The sequence below is a fragment of the Leucogemmata humicola genome (genome assembly GCF_055379415.1).
Genome location: NZ_AP040875.1, coordinates 2583165 through 2601661, shown reverse-complemented (window position 1 = coordinate 2601661; position 18497 = coordinate 2583165). Strand labels below are relative to the sequence as shown.

13 protein-coding genes are annotated in these 18497 nt (G+C 63.7%); 3 read left to right on the top strand and 10 right to left on the bottom strand.

Features of this window, described 5'->3' with window-relative positions; all coding sequences use genetic code 11:
* Window positions 1-3 precede the first annotated feature (3 nt).
* Window positions 4-348 carry a PadR family transcriptional regulator gene (locus AC6H4Z_RS10820; protein WP_497546762.1) on the bottom strand — a complete coding sequence of 115 codons (345 nt, stop codon included), beginning with the start codon at window positions 346-348 and terminating at the stop codon, window positions 4-6.
* A 113-nt stretch (window positions 349-461) separates the two neighbouring features.
* Here AC6H4Z_RS10820 and AC6H4Z_RS10815 point away from each other — a divergent pair, with 113 nt between their 5' ends.
* Complete coding sequence (locus AC6H4Z_RS10815) at window positions 462-2864, top strand: DNA polymerase domain-containing protein (RefSeq protein ID WP_497546761.1); 2403 nt, start codon at window positions 462-464, stop codon at window positions 2862-2864.
* A gap of 112 nt (window positions 2865-2976) precedes the next feature.
* Complete coding sequence (locus tag AC6H4Z_RS10810; RefSeq protein WP_497546760.1) at window positions 2977-3819, top strand: hypothetical protein; 843 nt, start codon at window positions 2977-2979, stop codon at window positions 3817-3819.
* Between the two features lie 7 nt (window positions 3820-3826).
* On the opposite strand, the gene AC6H4Z_RS10805 is transcribed toward AC6H4Z_RS10810, so the two are convergent.
* The 3 genes from AC6H4Z_RS10805 to AC6H4Z_RS10795 form a co-directional block, all read right to left on the bottom strand.
* Window positions 3827-4456, bottom strand: a complete 630-nt coding sequence (locus tag AC6H4Z_RS10805) for a peptidylprolyl isomerase (protein WP_497546759.1) — start codon at window positions 4454-4456, stop codon at window positions 3827-3829.
* A gap of 23 nt (window positions 4457-4479) precedes the next feature.
* Window positions 4480-4962 carry a DUF4399 domain-containing protein gene (locus AC6H4Z_RS10800; RefSeq protein ID WP_497546758.1) on the bottom strand — a complete coding sequence of 161 codons (483 nt, stop codon included), beginning with the start codon at window positions 4960-4962 and terminating at the stop codon, window positions 4480-4482.
* Between the two features lie 106 nt (window positions 4963-5068).
* Window positions 5069-5971 (bottom strand): YihY/virulence factor BrkB family protein, encoded by a 903-nt coding sequence (locus AC6H4Z_RS10795; protein ID WP_497546757.1) that lies wholly within the window; start codon window positions 5969-5971, stop codon window positions 5069-5071.
* Window positions 5972-6102: 131 nt separating this feature from the next.
* Here AC6H4Z_RS10795 and AC6H4Z_RS10790 point away from each other — a divergent pair, with 131 nt between their 5' ends.
* The gene (locus tag AC6H4Z_RS10790) at window positions 6103-7164 is read left to right on the top strand and encodes a tartrate dehydrogenase (protein WP_497546756.1); all 1062 of its coding nucleotides are present in this window, start codon (window positions 6103-6105) and stop codon (window positions 7162-7164) included.
* Between the two features lie 3 nt (window positions 7165-7167).
* Here AC6H4Z_RS10790 and AC6H4Z_RS10785 read toward each other — a convergent pair whose 3' ends face one another.
* The 6 genes from AC6H4Z_RS10785 to AC6H4Z_RS10760 form a co-directional block, all read right to left on the bottom strand.
* Window positions 7168-8406 (bottom strand): amidohydrolase family protein, encoded by a 1239-nt coding sequence (locus AC6H4Z_RS10785; RefSeq protein ID WP_497546755.1) that lies wholly within the window; start codon window positions 8404-8406, stop codon window positions 7168-7170.
* Between the two features lie 186 nt (window positions 8407-8592).
* The gene (locus tag AC6H4Z_RS10780; protein WP_497546754.1) at window positions 8593-11589 is read right to left on the bottom strand and encodes a S9 family peptidase; all 2997 of its coding nucleotides are present in this window, start codon (window positions 11587-11589) and stop codon (window positions 8593-8595) included.
* Window positions 11590-11750: 161 nt separating this feature from the next.
* Window positions 11751-12425 carry an alpha/beta hydrolase family protein gene (locus AC6H4Z_RS10775; protein WP_497546753.1) on the bottom strand — a complete coding sequence of 225 codons (675 nt, stop codon included), beginning with the start codon at window positions 12423-12425 and terminating at the stop codon, window positions 11751-11753.
* Entirely contained in the window at window positions 12422-15325 is a 2904-nt protein-coding gene (locus AC6H4Z_RS10770; protein WP_497546752.1) for a UvrD-helicase domain-containing protein, read from the bottom strand. Before AC6H4Z_RS10770 ends, AC6H4Z_RS10775 begins: the two co-directional genes overlap by 4 nt.
* Window positions 15326-15328: 3 nt before the next feature.
* Entirely contained in the window at window positions 15329-15595 is a 267-nt protein-coding gene (locus AC6H4Z_RS10765; RefSeq protein WP_497546751.1) for a DUF2277 domain-containing protein, read from the bottom strand.
* 101 nt (window positions 15596-15696) lie between these two features.
* A complete protein-coding gene (locus AC6H4Z_RS10760) occupies window positions 15697-18402 on the bottom strand; it encodes a PIG-L family deacetylase (RefSeq protein WP_497546750.1) in 2706 nt (901 codons plus the stop codon).
* Between the last annotated feature and the right edge of the window lie 95 nt (window positions 18403-18497).

Here is an 18497-nt window from a genome sequence, read left to right as displayed (position 1 = left end):
GGGTCAGGTGGTCCGCAACGCCATCGAGATGGCGAGCGTGTAGCGGTTCCAGTCTTCGGTTTCGGTCTCGAACTGTCGTCGCCCGGCTGCCGTGAGCTTGTAGTACTTCGCCCGACGGTTCGACTCTGATTCGCCCCATTTGGCCGCGAGCCACCCCGCCTCTTCCATGCGATGCAATGCTGGAAAGAGCGAACCGGGTTTGACCTGGAACGTCCCGTTGGTGATTTGCTCGATCCGCCGCGACACGCCGAGCCCGTGCAGCTCACCGAGCGCTAGCGCCTTGAGAATCAGGAGGTCGAGCGTCCCTTGGAGCAGTTTCGCCTGCTCGTTCGATGGTCGTATAGACATTCTGTACGAGGATACGGCGCGTCGTATAGGATGTCAATACGAGCCGCCCGCGCGGCCGCGGGAATGCCAGCGTGGTCTTTGCGACAGCACGCCACCCCACTATGTCTCGACGCATGGAGTCTCAGCCGCCGCTCGGCACGCCGCCTACCCTCACCTCCGAAGACGAATGGCTCTGGGGCTGGGACCCCACGCCTGGCATCGTCTCCGTATGGGCCGAGCAGTCCGGCCACGCCATCGTTTGGCGACGCATCCCAGCCACCGGTGAGCTGGTCCGAGAAGACGACCGCTTTCGCCCCTGGGCGCTTCTCGATCGTCTCGACGACCTCCGGCACCTCGGTGCGTCCCTCGCCGTCGATGGAACGCCGAACGCAGCCGTCACCTATCGCGAGTTGACTGGCCCCGGTGCGCTCCGCTTTCTCGTCAGCGCCAGCGATACCAAAACGTTGTCCACTGCTGTCCTTCACGGCGCATCGCAACGGCTCGGCAAGGAAATCCGGCATTTGCGCGAGCTCGGCTCCGAGTCGGTCCTCGTGCTTCAGCCGGAAGAACAATATCTGGTCTCGACTGGGCGGACGTACTTTCGAGATCTGTCATTCGACCAACTCCGTCGCCTGCAGTTCGATCTCGAGACCACAGGGCTCGATCCGCGCCGAGACCGGATCTTCATGGTCGCCGTACGCGACCCGTCAGGTACGGGGATCGTACTCGAGGCAACCGGTCGCGGCGATGCCGGCGAGGCGGATCTCATCAAGCGTCTCGTCGAAACCATCGTCGACGCCGATCCCGACGTCATCGAGAACCACAACCTTCACGGTTTCGACCTGCCGTTCGTCGAGCGACGCGCGCGGACGCTCGGCGTCCCGCTGCCGATCGGCCGGCTCGGCTCCGTTGGACTGAAGCAACGCCCCGCGCGACGCAGCGCCCCCGGCGACGACGACGGCCGTCGTCGCATTCGGCTCGTCGCACCCGGACGCGAGTTCATCGACACGCTCGACGCCGTTCGCCGGTACGATTTCTCGACGCGCGAATTGCCGGGTCACGGACTCAAGGCCGTCGCGCGACACCTCGGCATCGCCGGGCCCAATCGCGAGCTCATTCGCGGCGATCAGATCTTCACCACGTATCTCACGGATCCGGATCGCGTCCGTCGCTACGCCACCGCCGACGTCGACGAAGTCGCCGCGCTCGCGAAGATGCTCGGCGGCGCAGCCTTCGCGCTCGCGCGTATGGCGCCGCGGCGATACGAACGGTTGGCCGACGCCGGTGCTGCCACTGGAGTCATCGATCCGCTACTCGTTCGCGCGTACCTCCGCGCTGGAACGGCTCTCCCCGCGCATGCGGAGGGCGATCACACACCGCACAGCGGCGCCGCGCTGCACCTGTTCGCCACCGGCGTCGCCACGCGCGTGGTGAAGGCAGACGTTGCGAGTCTATATCCGTCGCTCATGCGCGCGTACCGCATCGGGCCGGCACGCGACTCGCTCGGTGCTCTCCTCGCCCTCGTCGATCGCCTCGTGGAGCAACGACTCTCAGCCAAGGCGGCAGCGCGCGCGGCGCCGGCGGGATCAGCCGAGCGGTATGTGCACGAAGCAACGTCGGCAGCGATGAAGCTCGTCGTTAATTCGGCGTACGGATATCTCGCCGCTGGCGGCGGTCTCACGCGCTTCGCCGACGTCCACGCTGCCAACGAGGTGACCCGGCGCGGACGCGAAACGCTCGAGATGATGTGTCGCGAGCTCGGCGACCGTGGCGTCACGCTGGTCGAGGCCGATACAGACGGCGTGTACTTCTCCGTTCCAGCGGCGTGGACCGAGCAGGATGAGCGGCGCGTCGTCGGTGAAGTCGCAGCACTCCTTCCGCCGCTCGTGCAGCTCGAATTCGAAGGACGATATGCAGCGATGCTCTCGCACGAGCCGAAGAATTACGCGCTGATGCACTACGATGGTTCGCTGCTCCTCCGCGGCGTCGCTTTTCGGTCGAGTCGCGCCGAACCGTTCGGCGAGTCCTTCCTCAAAACGTCGATTCGCCGATTATTGGTTGGCGACGTCGTCGGCGTGCGCGATGCGTATTTGAGAACACTCGATGCGCTGCGTCTGCGCGCGCTCACGACGCGCGACGTGTCGCAGCGCGTGCGGCTGACCAAGTCGCCAGAGCGCTATCGGATGACTCGCGAGGTTCGTCGCGAGCTTGCGTACGAGGCGATGTTCGCCAGCGGCCGAAACACGTGGAGTGTCGGCGACCGAGTGCGCGTATATCGCACCATTGGCGGCGCCGGCCGCATTGCCGAGGACGTCGACGAGAATGACGTGGCTGCCGCGGCCGGTGCACGGGACTACGACGTCGATCACTACTCGCGCGTTCTTCGCGATACCTTCGCGGCGCGCCTTGCTCGGGCGTTTACCGCCGAAGACTTCGCCGTGGTCTTCGCGGACCCTGATCAGCTTTCTCTGTTTGCTCCATCCCTCGATACGGTGCGCCCAATCCTCACGCCGCGCCAGCTGACTCGAGTTACCTGACACCGGCCCGGACCGCCGGCCGCCTGGACGTCGAGCGGCGACGTTGAGAATCTTGGAACATCCCGGCCGTCCCCGTGGTTGAAGAAGCGCCATCGATCTTCGGGGGAGCCCGGTGGGTCATACACGTCGTGGATGGGCGGCCAATGCGCCTATCGATGGGTCGTGGACCAGTCGCGCGGCGGGAACGGCGATTACCGCCGCTCTCTTCGTGCTGGCCGTTCGTTCGATGACCCGGGTGTTCGCTGAATCCGCACGCGAGCGAGAGACCCGCGAACGGACGACTGTGCTTCGGCTCCCTCCGGTGCCCGCGGTTACCGTGCCGCAAATCGCACCGCCTCGACGGGTCTCGCGCACGACATCGCCGATCGCAGGTCCGACCGCTCCCAAAGCGGCCGACCCGGGCACGCCAACCGTGGTCGCGCCGGTCGCACCGCCTCGTGACACAGCCTCCGTTGCGCCAGCGCGAACAACGGAGCTAAACCGCGCCGCGTTTCTGCCGGCGCCCGCGCGCGCACTGCCCGCGATCCCGATGTCTGGCGGAGTAGGCATCGGCGACGGCGCTCGCGGCGAAGCGACTCTAGGCGCTCCCTTTTCGGATCGCGCCGGCGTCTCGTCGCCCAATCCGGGCGGGCCTGCGGCTCACTCGAGAGGAATAGAAAGCTGGCGACAGCTCACCCACGAAGAGGAGGTCGCGCTGCAAGACAAGCGAGCCCCGGGAATTCCTCGAAACGGGCGCGCCGCTCGGCTTCCCGGCGAGGCGATCTATGCGCCGACGATGAACGGCGGAGCGAGCGTCGCCTACACCGTCATTTCGATCAGCGGTCATAAAGATCGAAGGCGCGAAGATAGTCTCAACATCGACTATCAAGCGCGCCTTCAGAGACTCAACGTTCTTGCCGCACAGCGTGATTCCATTCGCCGCGACTCCATCGCGCGGACCAGGATTCATCCATGAATGCTCATTACGGTTTGGTCGAGATCCGCGCCGTCTTGATGTAGTCGAGCTTCGGAAACATTCGCTCGAGATAGGAATTGCCGAGCGTTTGAATCATGTGCTGGTCGGGGTCTTCGCCGTAGCCGCTGTAGATCGAATCGACGACCGCCATACCGCCCTCTACGACACGGCCAATTGGAGAAAAGCCAAGCTGATCGAGCCGCGAGTTGTCGCCGAGGTTGATGAATACCTGATTCGCTCGGGTATCCTTCCCTTCCGTCGCGAACGTGAGTGTGCCGCGAACGTTGTGCTGCTTGACCGAGTCGTCCAGGATCCGTTCGTCGAGCCACCGCTGATTGCGCTTCGGATCGCCGTTGAGCCCAAACTGGACGACGAAACCTGGCGCGACGCGAAAGAACCGAGCTCCGTCGAAGAACTGCGACTGGATCAGATCGTAGAATCGATCCGCGCCCTTCGGCGCCCACGATCGAAGTACGTCCACCTCGAACGTGCCGCGCGAGGTCTCGAACGCAACGCGAAATGAATCCGGCGCGGGCGTCGTGCTCACACTCGTGCCAGCGCGGTCAGGACACGCGGCGCCAATCGTGATCGCCGCGATGCCTGCCACGAGTGCAATGACCGACCGTCTCGTCACCATATGCTAATTCTCCAATCGCGTGCTTACTTCTTGACGACAAAGTGCACGGTGTCGCGCTGCGTCGCCATCGGCGTGTGATCGCCATAGCCAATGACGGCGATGAGTTCGTGCTGCCCAGGCGTCAGTCCCTTGAACGTGTACGTCGAGTCACCGGTGCCGATGTGCACGATCGTCTTGCTCGTCGGCGGAATCGGCGCTCCATCCGGACTCGGCGGCGTATCGAGGAACAGGTGGTAGTGACCGGTGCCTTCCACCTTCTTGCCGTCGGCCTTGGCGATGGTGACGCCCGTCTCCGCCAGCACCACGGTCACATCGTGACCAGTGCTGTCGTTCTTGGCGGGCGACACAATCCGCACCGCCGTCGCAGGAGCGGCGGGTGCCGCGGGAGCTGCTGCCGGCGCTGCAGCAGCGGCCGCCGCGGCTGCGTTCGTCGAGTCACTAGTCGCTGCCTTCTTCTCGCAGGCAACTGCCAGTGTAAGAATCGTTACAACGAGGGCACGTCGCATTCCTTTACTCCGTTCTCAGAGGTCGCGTTGAGCTGTTGCGGTTCGCACATCGAAGCTATCTCATCCAGCCGGGTTGCGCACGCGGGAGCGTATACGCGGCGGGCGGTCACGACCGGGACGTCGTGCGTTCGTCTACGTGGACCTCGCGCTCGATCACGCGCTCCGCTCCTTCGACCGGGCGAACGCGCTTGCCGCGCCACGCCGCCCATTCGCGCGTGAGCTCGGCACCAAAGAGCAAAATCAGCCCGGCGTAGTAGATCCACACGAGGATCACGGCGAGTGCGCTCGCCGCGCCGAATGCGTCCCCGGGCTTGCTGCGTCCGAGGTACAGACCGATCACGAACTTTCCGGCGATGAACAGAACCGAAGTCACGATTCCGCCAACCCAGACGTCGCGCCACGCGATCTTGGCGTCCGGCAGGAATTTGAAGAGCGCCGCAAAGAGAACCGTCAGAACTAGCAACGACACGACCAGATCGGCAACGAACAGCAGCGTCGTGGCGCCCTCCCCGGCAATCGATCCAGCCACCGATGCGATCGCCGCGGAAAGGGCTAGCGATACCGCGAGCAGAAACCCGAGCCCGAGCACCATTCCGAGCGACAGCAGCCGCTTGAGAACGAAGTTCTTGATGCCGCCCTGCGCTGGATCTGGCTTCACCTCCCACGCGTGATTGAGCGCGTTCTGGAGCGACAGAAACGCGCCCATTGCACCGAGCACCAGGCCGATCGACCCAATGATCGTCGCCACAACTCCACGGCCAACGGTCGCGGGTCCACGCTCGATCATCTCGTGGATCTGTGTCGCGCCTCCCTGACCAACAATCTTTGCGAACTGCCCCTCGAGTCCCTGTCGAACCTGAACCGGGTCCCAGATCTTGCCGGCGATCGTGACGAGCAAGATTAAGAGAGGCGGCAACGCGAACGCCGTGTAATACGACAGCGCAGCGGCTCGCATGCCGCAGTCGTCTTTGCCGAATCCCTTGAATGCACCCTTGAGAATCTCGAGCACTCGCGCGCCGCCTCCGCGTCGTCGGACTGGTTCGGCAAAGGCAGGGGTCGTGCCGGACCGAGCCAAGCATCCTCCTCGCGTACGATTGGCGAGGGTCGCCAGGCGTTCCCGACCAATCGATACTTCAGCCCATGACGCGACGACATCGAATTGCGGTGATCCCTGGCGACGGCATCGGGCGAGAGGTAGTTCCCGCCGGCCAACTCGTGCTGGACACTGCAGCGCGCCGCCACGGCTTCGAACTCGACTGGCAGCCGTTCGACTGGAGTTGCGAACGCTACGCCCACGTTGGGCGCATGATGCCCGACGACGGGCTCGACCAGCTTCGCTCGTCCGACGCCATCTTCCTCGGCGCAGTCGGCTATCCGGGCGTACCCGATCACGTGTCGCTCTGGGGGCTCCTCCTCCCGATTCGCCGCGGCTTCGAGCAGTACGTCAATCTTCGGCCGGTGCGCCTGCTCGCCGGAATCGAGTCGCCGCTCCGCGGGCGCGAAGCCGGAAGCATCGACATTTGTATCGTACGAGAGAACACTGAAGGCGAGTATTCCGACGTCGGCGGCATCGTCGACGCTGGCACGCCGGACGAAGCAGCGACGCAGGTGGCGCGCTTCTCACGCCGCGGTTGCGATCGCGTCATGCGCTACGCGTTCGACCTCGCCACGCGCCGAAGTAAGCATCTGACGTCGGCCACCAAGTCGAACGGCATCCTCCATAGCATGCCGTATTGGGACTCGCGCTTCGCAGCAATCGCCGGCGAGCACCCAGATGTCACGACCGATCAGTACCACATCGACATTCTGTGCGCGCACTTCGTGCGGCACCCAGACTGGTTCGATGTAGTCGTTGCGAGCAATCTGTTCGGCGACATCCTCTCGGACCTCGGCCCGGCAATCGCGGGCTCGATCGGCATTGCGCCGAGCGCGAATCTCAATCCCGAGCGCGACTATCCGTCGATGTTCGAGCCGGTCCACGGCTCAGCGCCTGACATCGCGGGCCGTGGGATTGCGAACCCAATCGGTCAGATCTGGTCCGGCGCGATGATGCTCGAGCACCTCGGCGAGACCGACGCGGCGGCCGCGATCGAGTCTGCGATTGAGCGAGTAGTGTCCGATCCTACTGCACCCCGCACCGCCGATCTCGGCGGCGCGGCAACCACCGTGGACGTCGCACGCGCAATCGCGGCGCGACTCTAGACGCTACTTCGGCCAGCCGTTCTGCGGAATCAGCGGCGTGATCTTTAGCGCATTCTTATAGTAGACCTTCTTCAACACGTCGTCGGGCAAATTCACGCCGTACAGCTTCCAGAACGCGTGATAGCCGCGATAGTAGTCGAAGTAGTCGTCGGCCGTCTCGAACACGCGCCAGTAGTACGGATACTCCTCGGGCTGGAAGGAATCCTTGCCGAAGAGAATGCGGTCCTGGTACTTGATGAAGAAGTCGTGCGCGGTACGCGGCTGGCGACCGATGTCGTACAGTACCGCGCCAACCTCCGTGTACAGATTCGGCATGTCGTCGAACATCTTGGCCAGCCGGCCGAGATCGTTCGCATACCAGCTCATATGGGCGGTGACGAACGTGGTCTTCGGATGGCGACGCACGAGATTGTCGCGCTCCGTCATCAGCGTTTCAAAGCTCGGAAAGCGATCCTGCGGATATCGGCGGTCCGGGAAGAGCGACAGCTCGAGCCAACGCTCGTTGCTGTTGTCGATCGGCTTGAAGAATTCCTGCGGATCGGCCGTGTGAATGAACACGGGCAGCTTCAGCCGCGCACACGCTTCCCAAATTGGATCGAGCTCGGGATCATCGATCTTGAGTCGCGAGCCATCGGGTTTCTTCACCGACAGTCCAAAGCTTTTCGGAATCTCGCCAACACCAACCGCACCAGCGGCGACGTCGGCCTCGAGCTGCGCGACCGCCTTCTCTGCCCAACCCGGTCCGACGTTCTGAAAGTTGATCCCCGCGAGTACGACCGCTCGGTCTTTCATCGTCGCCGAACCACGAATCGCCGCGATCATCGACTTGAGTCGATCGCCAGACGTGTTGTCGGCGGAGACCATCATACGAACGTTCAAACTGTCCAGCGATGCACCGAGGCTGAGCAGGCCGGCCTCGTTGTTCATCAGGCCAGCGGGGTGCCCGTGAAAGTCGATCGCCGGATACTTGGCCGTTTTCACCATGTGCACGGGCACGACCAGCGTCGACCGCGGACGATAGTCCAGAATGCTCGGCGCCGGCGCCTCGGGTGCCATACACGTGCGCGGCCGAATTTCCGTCGTGCCCGCCGGGCAGGACTCGCCCGCGGCAATCGGAGTTCCACGTCCGCCACCGCGACCACCCTGGCGTCCACCTCCGCCGGCGGGAGGCTGTTGGCCAGCCGCTGTCTGGCTAACGAAAAGAACGGCGCTCAAACCGGCTAGCGCAAAGATGCGTCGCATGAAGGCGTCTCTCGGTGACGAAGTCATGGGCAAATCTGCCACACCCTCCAAGGCCGGGGAACCCCGCCGCGTCACAACTGAACAGGCCCTTACACGCACGTTCGCCGCATAGGAAAGAAAAAGCACAATCGCGAGCGTTTGCGATTGTGCTTTTTCGTTCATCCTGAGCCTTACCGACTGGGTCGGCTACGGGACGATTCCAGGATCCCGGTTTGCGTCCTTCTGGAGGAACGGCACGCCGTCCGTAATCCACTTCGGCGCCGGCGCATCCTTCAGATAGTGATCAAAGAACTGGAAATACCGGACCGTGAGATCCTTCCGGTTCGCCAGGCCGCGCAGGCCGTGACCCTCGCCGGTATACGCCAGCAACACCGCGTTCTTGCCGTTGTATCGCAGCGCGTTGTAGAAGCCGAGTCCATTCTGGAACGCAACCGTCGGATCCGACGTGCCGTGCATGATCAGGAACGGCGCCGTGACTTCGCGCACGTGCGTCAGCGCGGACTCCTGCATGTACACGTCGGGCTTGTCCCAGGGCGAGAAGCCCCAGCGTCCCTGACCGTACAAGTAGTAATCGTTGCCGTTCGCACCGCTGCCGCCGGGCACCTGGTAGCCCCAGCCCCAGTTCTGGCTGAAGTCCTGATAGAGATCCGTCACACCAGCGCCCATGCCGATGGCCGCGAACAACCGCGAGCGTGTGCCGATGAATGCTGCACCCTCACCGCCGAAGCTGTGACCGTTGATGCCGATGTGCTTCGGATCGACGTAGCCCATCTCGATCACCTTCTTCGTCGCCGCTTCGACCGCGTCGAGCATGTCGCTATGCGACGAACCCGTATGGAAGTACACATCGGGCAACATCGTGATGTAGCCTCGCGTCGTGGCCTCGATCGGCGATGATCCCATGCCAGTGAGGTACGACGGCGCGTTGTATCGATTCAAGTTCTGCGAGTTCTTCTCGTAGAAATTCACGAGCATTGGACGCTTTTCGCCCTGCTTGTAGTCGTCCGGAATCGCGAGAATACCCTGCAACCGATGTCCATCGCGATCCTTGAAGTCGAACAAGATGCGATGGCCCCACAGGTACTCGGCCTGCTGCGGATTCGCATCGCTGATCTTCTTTGAGTTCGCGAAACCGGGACCCGAAACACGGAGATCCGGGAATTCAGTGAACGTCTGGCGCGTAAACAGGAAGACGTCTGCTTTCGCCGCCTTGGTCGGATTGCTGAACGACGCATCCTCGTAGACGAGCGGCTTCAGCTGGCCATTCGCGAGCTCATAGAAGCCCGACTTCTTTGTCCACTCGCCATATGCCGACAGCGTGACCGGCTTGGTCAGATCGATCGTTCCACGCGCACCGCCACGCCCGCCGCGCCCACCACCACCACCGCCGCCTGGCGCTGCGGCCGCACCGTTCGAATCAGCCTCGATCTGCACGTAGCGGAATCGGATCTCGCCCTTGTTCCCCGCACCGTTCGTGATATTGGTCGGCGCCGATCCATCGAGCGGAATCATCCAGAGGTCGTAGCGGTTCATCGCAATGACCGCCTTACCGTCGTTGGTGTAGCCGCTGATGCCGTACGACGGCTTTGGCCCCGGATGATCGAACTCGAGGTCGACGAAACTCACATTTGAAGTGCCGCCGAGCGTCTTCGTTGTCGCGGCGTCCATGTTGTACGCCTGGAACTTGTTGTCCTTCCAGTAGAGGAAGTAGTTCCCGTCCGGAGAAATACCGAGCACGTGTTGACCGATTAGCTGATTCTTGAGGATCAGCGTTCGCTCGCCCGTCGCCGTGTTCACGCGATAGATGTCGGCGGCAGGGCGCTTGTAGTCCGAGATGTATCCGCGAACGTCGCGACCGATTGCCCAGCGACCATCCTGGCTCACATCCACTTCACGCATCGTCGTATCGGCAAGCTTCACGAACTTCGCGCCGTTCAACTCGAACGATTCGCGGAAGGTGAAATTCCGATCCGCGTCGGCGCGCGTCATCTGTTGCGACTGAATGCGCTCGTCCTTCGTGTTCCAGACGTCGACATCGGCCACTTCATCACCCGTGCGCCGACGGGTCGACGTGTCAGGCGCGGCAACCTGCTCCTTCATGCCGAAGAAGACTCGCTTGTTGTCGTCGCTCCACACGAGCGCCGCACGATCGCTGACCACCCAACCCTTCGGGAAACTCGACGCCTTTGCCGGGTCCAGCTTCGCCGGCGAATACTCGGCGTCGCCAAGCGCGGCCTGCACGTTCGGATAGACCAGAAGGATGTTGTCGCGCTCACGCATCTTGTCGACGTCAACGCCCTTGAGCACGGCCAGACCAGTGCCGTCGTCGTTCCACGTCAGCCGGTTGTACGAGCGCGCATCGTTGTCGAGCGCATTCACGCGACCGCTGTGCAGGTCGAGCACGAAGAGGCCATTGCCGTCGTGCACCGCGGCGTCGACCGTGTACGCGAGTAAGTCACCCTTCTTGTTGAACGAAATGTCGCCAACACTGCCGAGGAGTTGATCGCGTCCCGACACGAGGTCGTGGAGAATGACATCGGCGCCGCGCGGTCCGGTCGGCTCTGCGCCGGCTCCGCCGCCCGGGCCACCAGCCCCCGGCGCACCGCCACCACCACCTGCGCCTCGACCTGCGCCACCGCCAGCGCCGCCCGGCGCACGTCGGCGCAAGAGGAGCTGGTTTGATGTCGCCGCGAAGGTGAACGACTGCATGTCTTGCCACGACTGCACTGCCCCAGTCGCCAGGTTGCGTAACTCAACGCGTCGCGGCTGCGCCGCCGGCGCTCCCGCTCGACCGTTCTGACCAGCCGGAGCTGCAGCACCTGCGCCGCCGGCACCGCCGCGACCACCGCGTCCGCCGCGTCCGCCGCTCGCCGGATCGATCTGATAGGCGATCCAGCGCGAGTCAGCCGAGAATGCCGGCGCAGACGCATTGGGGATCTCGACATCCTGATTCGTGTCGAGGCGCAGCAGGTGCGTCACGGGCTTTGCGTCGGCCGGTGCTGTGTTTGTCTGCGAGAGCACGTAGGTGACCCACTTGCCGTCGCCAGAAATCGCCGATCCGCCGATGCTACGCCACCGGGTGTAATCCTCTACCGTCAGCACTTTCTTCGGCGCGGCCTGCGCGCTGCCGACGGTCGGCTGAGCGGTGATGGCAACGCCGACCAATGCGGTCGCGGCCAACACGCTGGATATCCTGCGGGACCTGTCAGTGATCTGGTTCACGGACCATTCTCCTGTTGCACCGGTTGGGGGAACCGGCGTGCTTCGTCGGGAATCGACTCGAGGCGGGTGAGAGCCAGCCGCTAGCATACGACCGGAACGCCGTGCGGGGAAGCAGGCGGCGGCTACTTGGGAAAACTTGACACCAGCCACCGTCCTGCAACCTCGCCGACCTCACCCAGGACGGCAGCGTCGTTGCGACCGGAGGACTTGAGGACGTGAAAGCTGTGGTCGGCTCCGTCGAGCCAGTGCATCTCCCACGGCGCCGAGACCGTCGTGAGCGCGCGCTCCATCAGCGCGGGCGTGCAGAGCCCGTCACGCGTGCCGTTGATGCACAGCACCGGCATCGTGATCCGCGGAAGGTGAGCATCGCGCAACTTCTCCGGTTGTCCTTCCGGATGAAGCGGATACGCAAGCAGCAGCAACCCATCCGCGTCGAATCCCTCGGCGGCGAGCATCGACGCGGCGCGGCCGCCCATCGATCGCCCGCCGACGATCAGCGTTTTCGGCGACAGCTCGGCGCGAACGCGATCGACCACGGTGGAGAACGTGGTCATGAGTCGCGGCATGGGATCGGGCCGACCGGAGCCCTTGGCCTTATAGAGAAAGTTGAAACGAACAACGCCGAATCCCTGTTTGCGCAGCGCGTTTGCCGCCGCCAACGTCGACCGATCGGACATGCTCCCGCCTGCACCATGGGCGCATACGAATATTGCCCGATCCTCGCCGGAGGTTGCTGCGTCGTATTCCGCCGTCGTTTCGTCTGCCCCAACGGCAATGCGCCACGTTGCGTCGCTCATACAGGCTCCGTCGCCAGCTGTGGAGATAGCCCCATCTCATCGAGGAACTGATGCCCGCGCGTTGGCTTGCCTCCCCGCATTGCGACGCGCGTGAGCACGAGCCTGTCCTTCGTTCGCGTCATGCCGACGTACAGCAGTCGACGCGCCTCTTCGATTTCCTCGGGCTTCGGACCCATCGTGGCCGGTGCCGTCAGAAGCTGCGCATCCTCGACACCCACGATGTAAACGCGCGAAAACTCGAGGCCTTTCGTGGAGTGAAGGGTGAGCAGATTCACGCGCATCCGCTCGGGCTCGTTGCCATCCCACTTCGAGAGCACCGCACGCTCGAGGAAAAGGCGCAGCTGTGCGTCGAGCGACGCTTCGGGCAGGTCGACGATCAACCGTCGCAACCGCAGCATCGCCGCAGGATACCGCTCGTCGGCGCTCTTGTCCGTCTGGATCTTGGCCATCAGGTCAACGCCGCCCAACCGCTCGATCACATCGGCAACGCTCGGCAGTGATTCGTCGTGCTTCCGCTCGCGATCGTACGCTTCGAGACAGGTGCTGTAGCGACTCAGCGCGAACACGCGCGTGATGCCCCGAAACAACGTCGCCTCGTCGCCCAGCGTCTCCTCGTCGCACAGCGCGAGCGCGACGCCGAGATGGTCGAGCAGATTGACGAGCGCCGTGGTTCGAGCTCGCGCGCGTTTCACGCCATCCAACGCCACAACGATCTTCGCGAGCGCGAGCGTGTCGTCGAGTGCGCGATGTGATTGTCCGGGCGGGATGTCGAAAAGGCGAGCAAGGTCCACGAGCTTTCGACTCGTCGGAAACAGGTCGCGCGCCAGCGGCAGCGTGTCGTACGTGCAGAGGTCGAAGCGCTCGTTCACCGCGCCAGCCATCCGCTTGAGAATCCGAAAATCGAAGTCGTATCCGTTGTGTGCAACGATGACGTCTTCGCCACAGAATTCGCGGAAGCGCGGCCAGATCTCCTCGAATGGCGGCGCGTCTGCGACGTCAGCCGCGAATAGACCATGAGTCGCCGACGCACCTGGCGCTATTGGGCCGATCGGTCTGACGAGTGACGAGAACGAGTCGACGATCTCACCGTCGCGCACGCGCACCGCGGCGATCTCGATGATCTCCGCCTTCTCGATGTCGTTATCGGTCGTCTCGAGATCGATCGCTGTGAAGTTCGAGAATGCTGCGCCGAATTCGTCCATCTCCATCAGCTGCGCCGCCTTAAAGATGCCAAGCGGCAATCCGACAGACGGCGTGCTCTCGACGTCGATGCGTTCGGCGTTCGCGGGGCGCTGGCCGCCGATGTGAACCGTGCACCCAATGGCCGTCAGAAGATTCTTGAGCGCGATCTCGACGCCACCCATTCTCTCGATCCACAACTCGCCGTTCCGTGCTCGCACCGCGAAGAGGCGTGACGCGAGGGCGACGACATCCGGCAGCCCCGCCGGATCGGTCAGCTCGTCGCGACGATCGTCGAGCACCGACCGCGTGCGGCCCACTCGGCGCGAGAGCAGCTCTTGAACCAGCGAACGCAGCGTCGTGTGTCGCTTGCTCAGCGCATCGAGGTTCTTCCAATCGGTGAGCGCTCGACGGATCTGACGCCCATTCTCGTCAGCGCGCGGCAATCGCGTCGCCATGTGATTGAGCTGGCGCCGGAGGTCATGGCGGTTCGCTTCGGCCTGCGCGCGTGCCTCGTCGAACAACGGTCGCGGAAGCAGCGCCGCAAACAGCGCGTCGCGATACACGACGTCGGTCGGACTGGAGATCACTCGCAGCGCCGCGAGCACGTAGGCCACGACCGGATCCTCCGATAGCGCGCGGCCCTGCGCCAGCCGACACGGAATGCCCGCGTTCAGGAATGCACCCTCGAGCGCGTCGCCGATCTCGTGCTTGCGATACAACAGCGCCACGTCGCCCCACTCGTGGCCATGCTCAGCGCGGTCGCGAAGGATGTCATCGATCATCCAGGCGACTTCTTCCTGATCCGTCTCGAAGTTCGGCGTCCCAACTGGAAACACCGACTCACGCTCGGCCTTCGGAGTAATCTTGTCGCCGAACAGCGGTTTGTTCACCGTGACGAGCTTCCGCGCCAGCGCGAAGACCTCGCGCGGACAGCGGCGATTTTCCTCGAGGTGAATCTCGCGCGCAATGTCGAAGTCGTTCGCCATGTTCTTGAACACGGTCGGATCGGCGCCGGCCCATGAGTAGATGGACTGGTCGTCGTCGCCAACCGCGAACACGTGCTTGTGATCCACGGCCAGCGCGCGGATCACACGGTACTGCACCGGATTCACGTCCTGGAATTCATCAACGAGGATCGCATCCCACCTCGATCGAACTAGCGGTCCAACGTCTGGCTTCTCCAGGAGATTCGCCGCTTCGATCACCAGCAGGTCGAAATCGAGCAGCCGACGAGCACTCAAGAATCGCTCGTACTGCTCGAACAGCGCCGCGTCGTTGTGCATCAACGGTTCGCGACGAAAGCGATGCGCGGAAAAACGCGTCAGCGTATTTCGATGCCAGCGACGCGGGCCTTCGATTCGCGCCAGGACGTTGAGCTGATACTCCTCGTCGGCAATACCGAAACCGGGATCGAGGCCGATGTGCGATCCGAACTCGCGGAGTAGTTCCGCGCAGAACGCGTGGATTGTCCCGCGTTTGACGCGCGCCGCCGCCGGGCCAAGGCTCGTCTCGAGACGATGGGCGATCTCGCCCGCCGCCTTGTTCGTGAACGTGAACGCACAGATTCGCGCCGGATCGAAGCCGAGGCGATCGATGAGAAAGCGAATACGCTCGGTCAGGCAGTAGGTCTTGCCGGCACCTGGTCCCGCGAGCACGAGCTGCGAGCGAGGTCCCGCCTCGATCGCCTCTCGCTGCGACGGTGAGGGAACGTGCGGCAATGACTAGCCGAAACGCTGACGCGAACGCTCCTGCGCCTTCCGTGCTTCCTCTTCGCGATTGCGCGGTGCCGCATTCGTCTCGAGCGACTGAATGAGACGCGTCGCGACGGCGGTCACTTCATCGACCGCCAGATTGAACGCTACCTCGTTTGCGCGCGACGGCTTCGACGTGCCACTGAGTTTCCGAACGAACTGCAGCGCGGACGCACGGATCTCGTCGTCCGTGGCGGGCGGCTCGAAATTGGCGAGTACTTTGATGTTGCGGCACATGGCGGAGCTCCTCTCACGGCGTGGGCTCCTAAATATGCCCCATTGTCACGCAGGCCGGCCAGCGACCCGTGGCCGGCCCTGCGGCCCCGCCCACTGGCGGCCTACCGTGGAGTCAACCCCGCGCTCAATAGGTTCACGAACAACCGAAGCCCGCCGGGCACGCCGCCGGCGATCTGTTGTTCGAGCGTCAGCGTCGTATAGATGATGGTCCCCTTCCCCAGCCGCCCGACCAGAATCGCATTCCGATTCTCTCGCTCGCCGTTGTCGTGTACTTCGATCACGCTCGAATACCGAGGGTCCGCGGTCGTCGGCACCAATTGAGCGCGTTCGCCAACCCATTCTGCCCAATCGGTGGCCACGATCTTGTTCGGCCAGTTGAGTACGCGCGCATTCGGATCCACCGCCGTAACCGCCGCGTCGGGCTGCATCACCCGCTCGGCCGTCGGACGCGCCAACGATAACGGGTACGGAAAGAGGTGCGACTCCACTGTCGGTGCGTCGCCGCGGAGCACGACCAATGTGCCGCCCTGGCGAACGAAGTCGATCAGGCGCGGCACTTGGCCCAACAATTCGGGGTGCACATCGAACGCGCGCGCGCCAATCGCGACGGTGGTCACCTTGGCCAGATCGACGGTGAGCAGTTGGTCAGCCGACTCGACTTCGGTCACCCACCCGCCGACCTGCCTGAGCGCCGGCGCAATGTCGTCGATACCGGCAGGTACATACAGCGTCGAGAGGTTTGATGGAACCGTAATGTCGATTGGCTGAATCCATTCGCCCGACGTCGGCATGAGTCGAATGGGCGGCAGGTAATCGCGTTGCACGATCTGTAAACCCGTTTGATACTGTTTCTCCTCCTCGTTCGCGGCGCCGCGTGGTACGCCAACGAGCGCGATCGCCAGCCGCGCGGTGTCGGTGAGATTTCCGCGTAGCTGCACGAAGAGCTCGCGGCTTTCGTGCGGCGCGAGCCGCAGTCGCGGCGGAAGCGAATCGACGCGAATGCCCTTCGGCATGCCTTTCGGCGTGACGATCTTGAGCGCAAAATCCTGCTCGCGATCGGAATGAGATTTCACCGCGACGCGCAACGCTCGCGTCAACGGCTTATTCCGAGGAATCCACTCGAGTCCGCGCGCGAACTGCAGCGTCGCGTCGGTCACACCGGCGACCGGTCGATTCTGAAGGCCGACAACTGCGTCCGCGTATCGATGCACGATCGGACCCAGGCTCGTGATCACTGTTGCCCCGCCCACGACGACGGTCGCGGTCGCGTCGGACGTACGACGAATGGTCTCGGGAATTGCGACGCCGAGCAGCGTGCGTGCGGCGGGGATCAGATCGGTTTCCAGCAATCCGTCGACCGACGACACCACTGCGGCAAATCGATCACCACCCCGGCCTACGCCACCGCGCGACCCGATCCACCAAGGACGCGGATCGGGCAACCCATGCACGCGCGCCGTTACTTGCACGACGCTGTCGGGGGGAACCACAATCGACGTCATGCGCGCATCGACGTTGCCCCATACCGCGAGATCGCTGAACGTCGCCGGAGCGGTGCCATGATTCGCCATCGTCACCGTGACGAGAAGCGTATCCTCACCAGCGACGAGATCGCGATCGGCACTCACCTGGAACGACACGCCGGCCGCCGTCAGAAGCGCTGCCTGCGCACGCGAGTTCACGAGATCGATCGCCGCATCGAGATCGAGCACCCGCGGATCGCACGTGCCTTTGGGCAACACCGGCGGCGCGGCGATTGGCGACGGGTGACGACACCATGGGACCGCCGACCGAATCGTCGACGTCAGTCGGACGACCTCGGCGAGATACGGTATGGCAGCCGACGGATTGAGGACGTCGAGCGCGCGCTGCGCCGAATCCGCGTACGCCGCAATCGACAGAATTGCGACGCCCGAACCGGAGGGCGCGTCGCGTCCTAGTCGCACAAAGCTCGTATCGATCCCGGCGAAGAGTGATTTGTCCCCGGCGGCATCGTCGCCCGCTTTGAGCGCGAGTCGCTGGAGATCGAGATGCGTAGCCGCTGGCTGTGCGAGATCTCTCAACCCTTGCGATCGATGCTGCGACCGAGACTCGAGCGCCAGTTCAGTGTATGTCTTGCCTGACGCGCGGTCGTACCCCGTCATCTCGACCGTAAAGCCATGGCCGGGCCGGTAAATGCGTGGAACGAGCCAGGGAATACCGAACGGCGTCACCGGAAACCGGAACGCATCGGTTGACGCGAGGAACGCTTGCGCCACGAACAACTCCAGCGCCGCGTGCTGGCCGTCGGCGACGCCCGCCGAATCCGGCAGCATCGCGACGATCACCTGCGGTCGGAATGATCGAATGACCGCGACGATGTCGCCGACGATCGAATCGCGATTCCACCGCTTGAGCACATCGCTCTCATTGCGAGCGCTGCCAAAGTCGTACGCTCGGGTGAAGTACTGCGCCGCGCCGTCGATCCGGCGCGCGGCTAGCGCTTCCTCCGTGCGAATGGCGCCGAGCGAATTTCCGGATTCGCTGCCGCCGAAATTCGCGGCCGCCTCGCCGCGCGTGATCGAGAGATACGCCGTTTCGACGTTCTTCCCTCGCGACAGCCAGGTGATGAGCTGCGTATTCTCGTCGTCGGGGTGCATGCCGATGACGAGCACGCGCGCCGTCGTCGTGAGGCCGCGCACCAGCCGCGAGAGTTCAATGGTGCTCTGGTCTGCCGACGCCCGCGGCGCCGGCGACTGTGCATCGATCCGTTTGGCCGCGAGCCACGGGACAACCGCGGCGAGCAGCACGAGGCGATTGAAGGTCATGCGACCAATCTGGCACATTATCTACTATGGCGGTAGTAGGTAACATTAGTATCGCCCGAAGCACAGATTCATGATGGTCAATTCGCAGGCCGCCA

What these genes read in the sequence shown, in the direction of transcription:
- AC6H4Z_RS10820 (WP_497546762.1), bottom strand. Translation starts at nt 348, where the DNA reads ATGTCTATACGACCATCGAACGAGCAGGCGAAACTGCTCCAAGGGACG.
- AC6H4Z_RS10815 (WP_497546761.1), top strand. Translation starts at nt 462, where the DNA reads ATGGAGTCTCAGCCGCCGCTCGGCACGCCGCCTACCCTCACCTCCGAA.
- AC6H4Z_RS10805 (WP_497546759.1), bottom strand. Translation starts at nt 4,456, where the DNA reads ATGGTGACGAGACGGTCGGTCATTGCACTCGTGGCAGGCATCGCGGCG.
- AC6H4Z_RS10800 (WP_497546758.1), bottom strand. Translation starts at nt 4,962, where the DNA reads ATGCGACGTGCCCTCGTTGTAACGATTCTTACACTGGCAGTTGCCTGC.
- AC6H4Z_RS10790 (WP_497546756.1), top strand. Translation starts at nt 6,103, where the DNA reads ATGACGCGACGACATCGAATTGCGGTGATCCCTGGCGACGGCATCGGG.
- AC6H4Z_RS10785 (WP_497546755.1), bottom strand. Translation starts at nt 8,406, where the DNA reads ATGCGACGCATCTTTGCGCTAGCCGGTTTGAGCGCCGTTCTTTTCGTT.
- AC6H4Z_RS10775 (WP_497546753.1), bottom strand. Translation starts at nt 12,425, where the DNA reads ATGAGCGACGCAACGTGGCGCATTGCCGTTGGGGCAGACGAAACGACG.
- AC6H4Z_RS10765 (WP_497546751.1), bottom strand. Translation starts at nt 15,595, where the DNA reads ATGTGCCGCAACATCAAAGTACTCGCCAATTTCGAGCCGCCCGCCACG.
- AC6H4Z_RS10760 (WP_497546750.1), bottom strand. Translation starts at nt 18,402, where the DNA reads ATGACCTTCAATCGCCTCGTGCTGCTCGCCGCGGTTGTCCCGTGGCTC.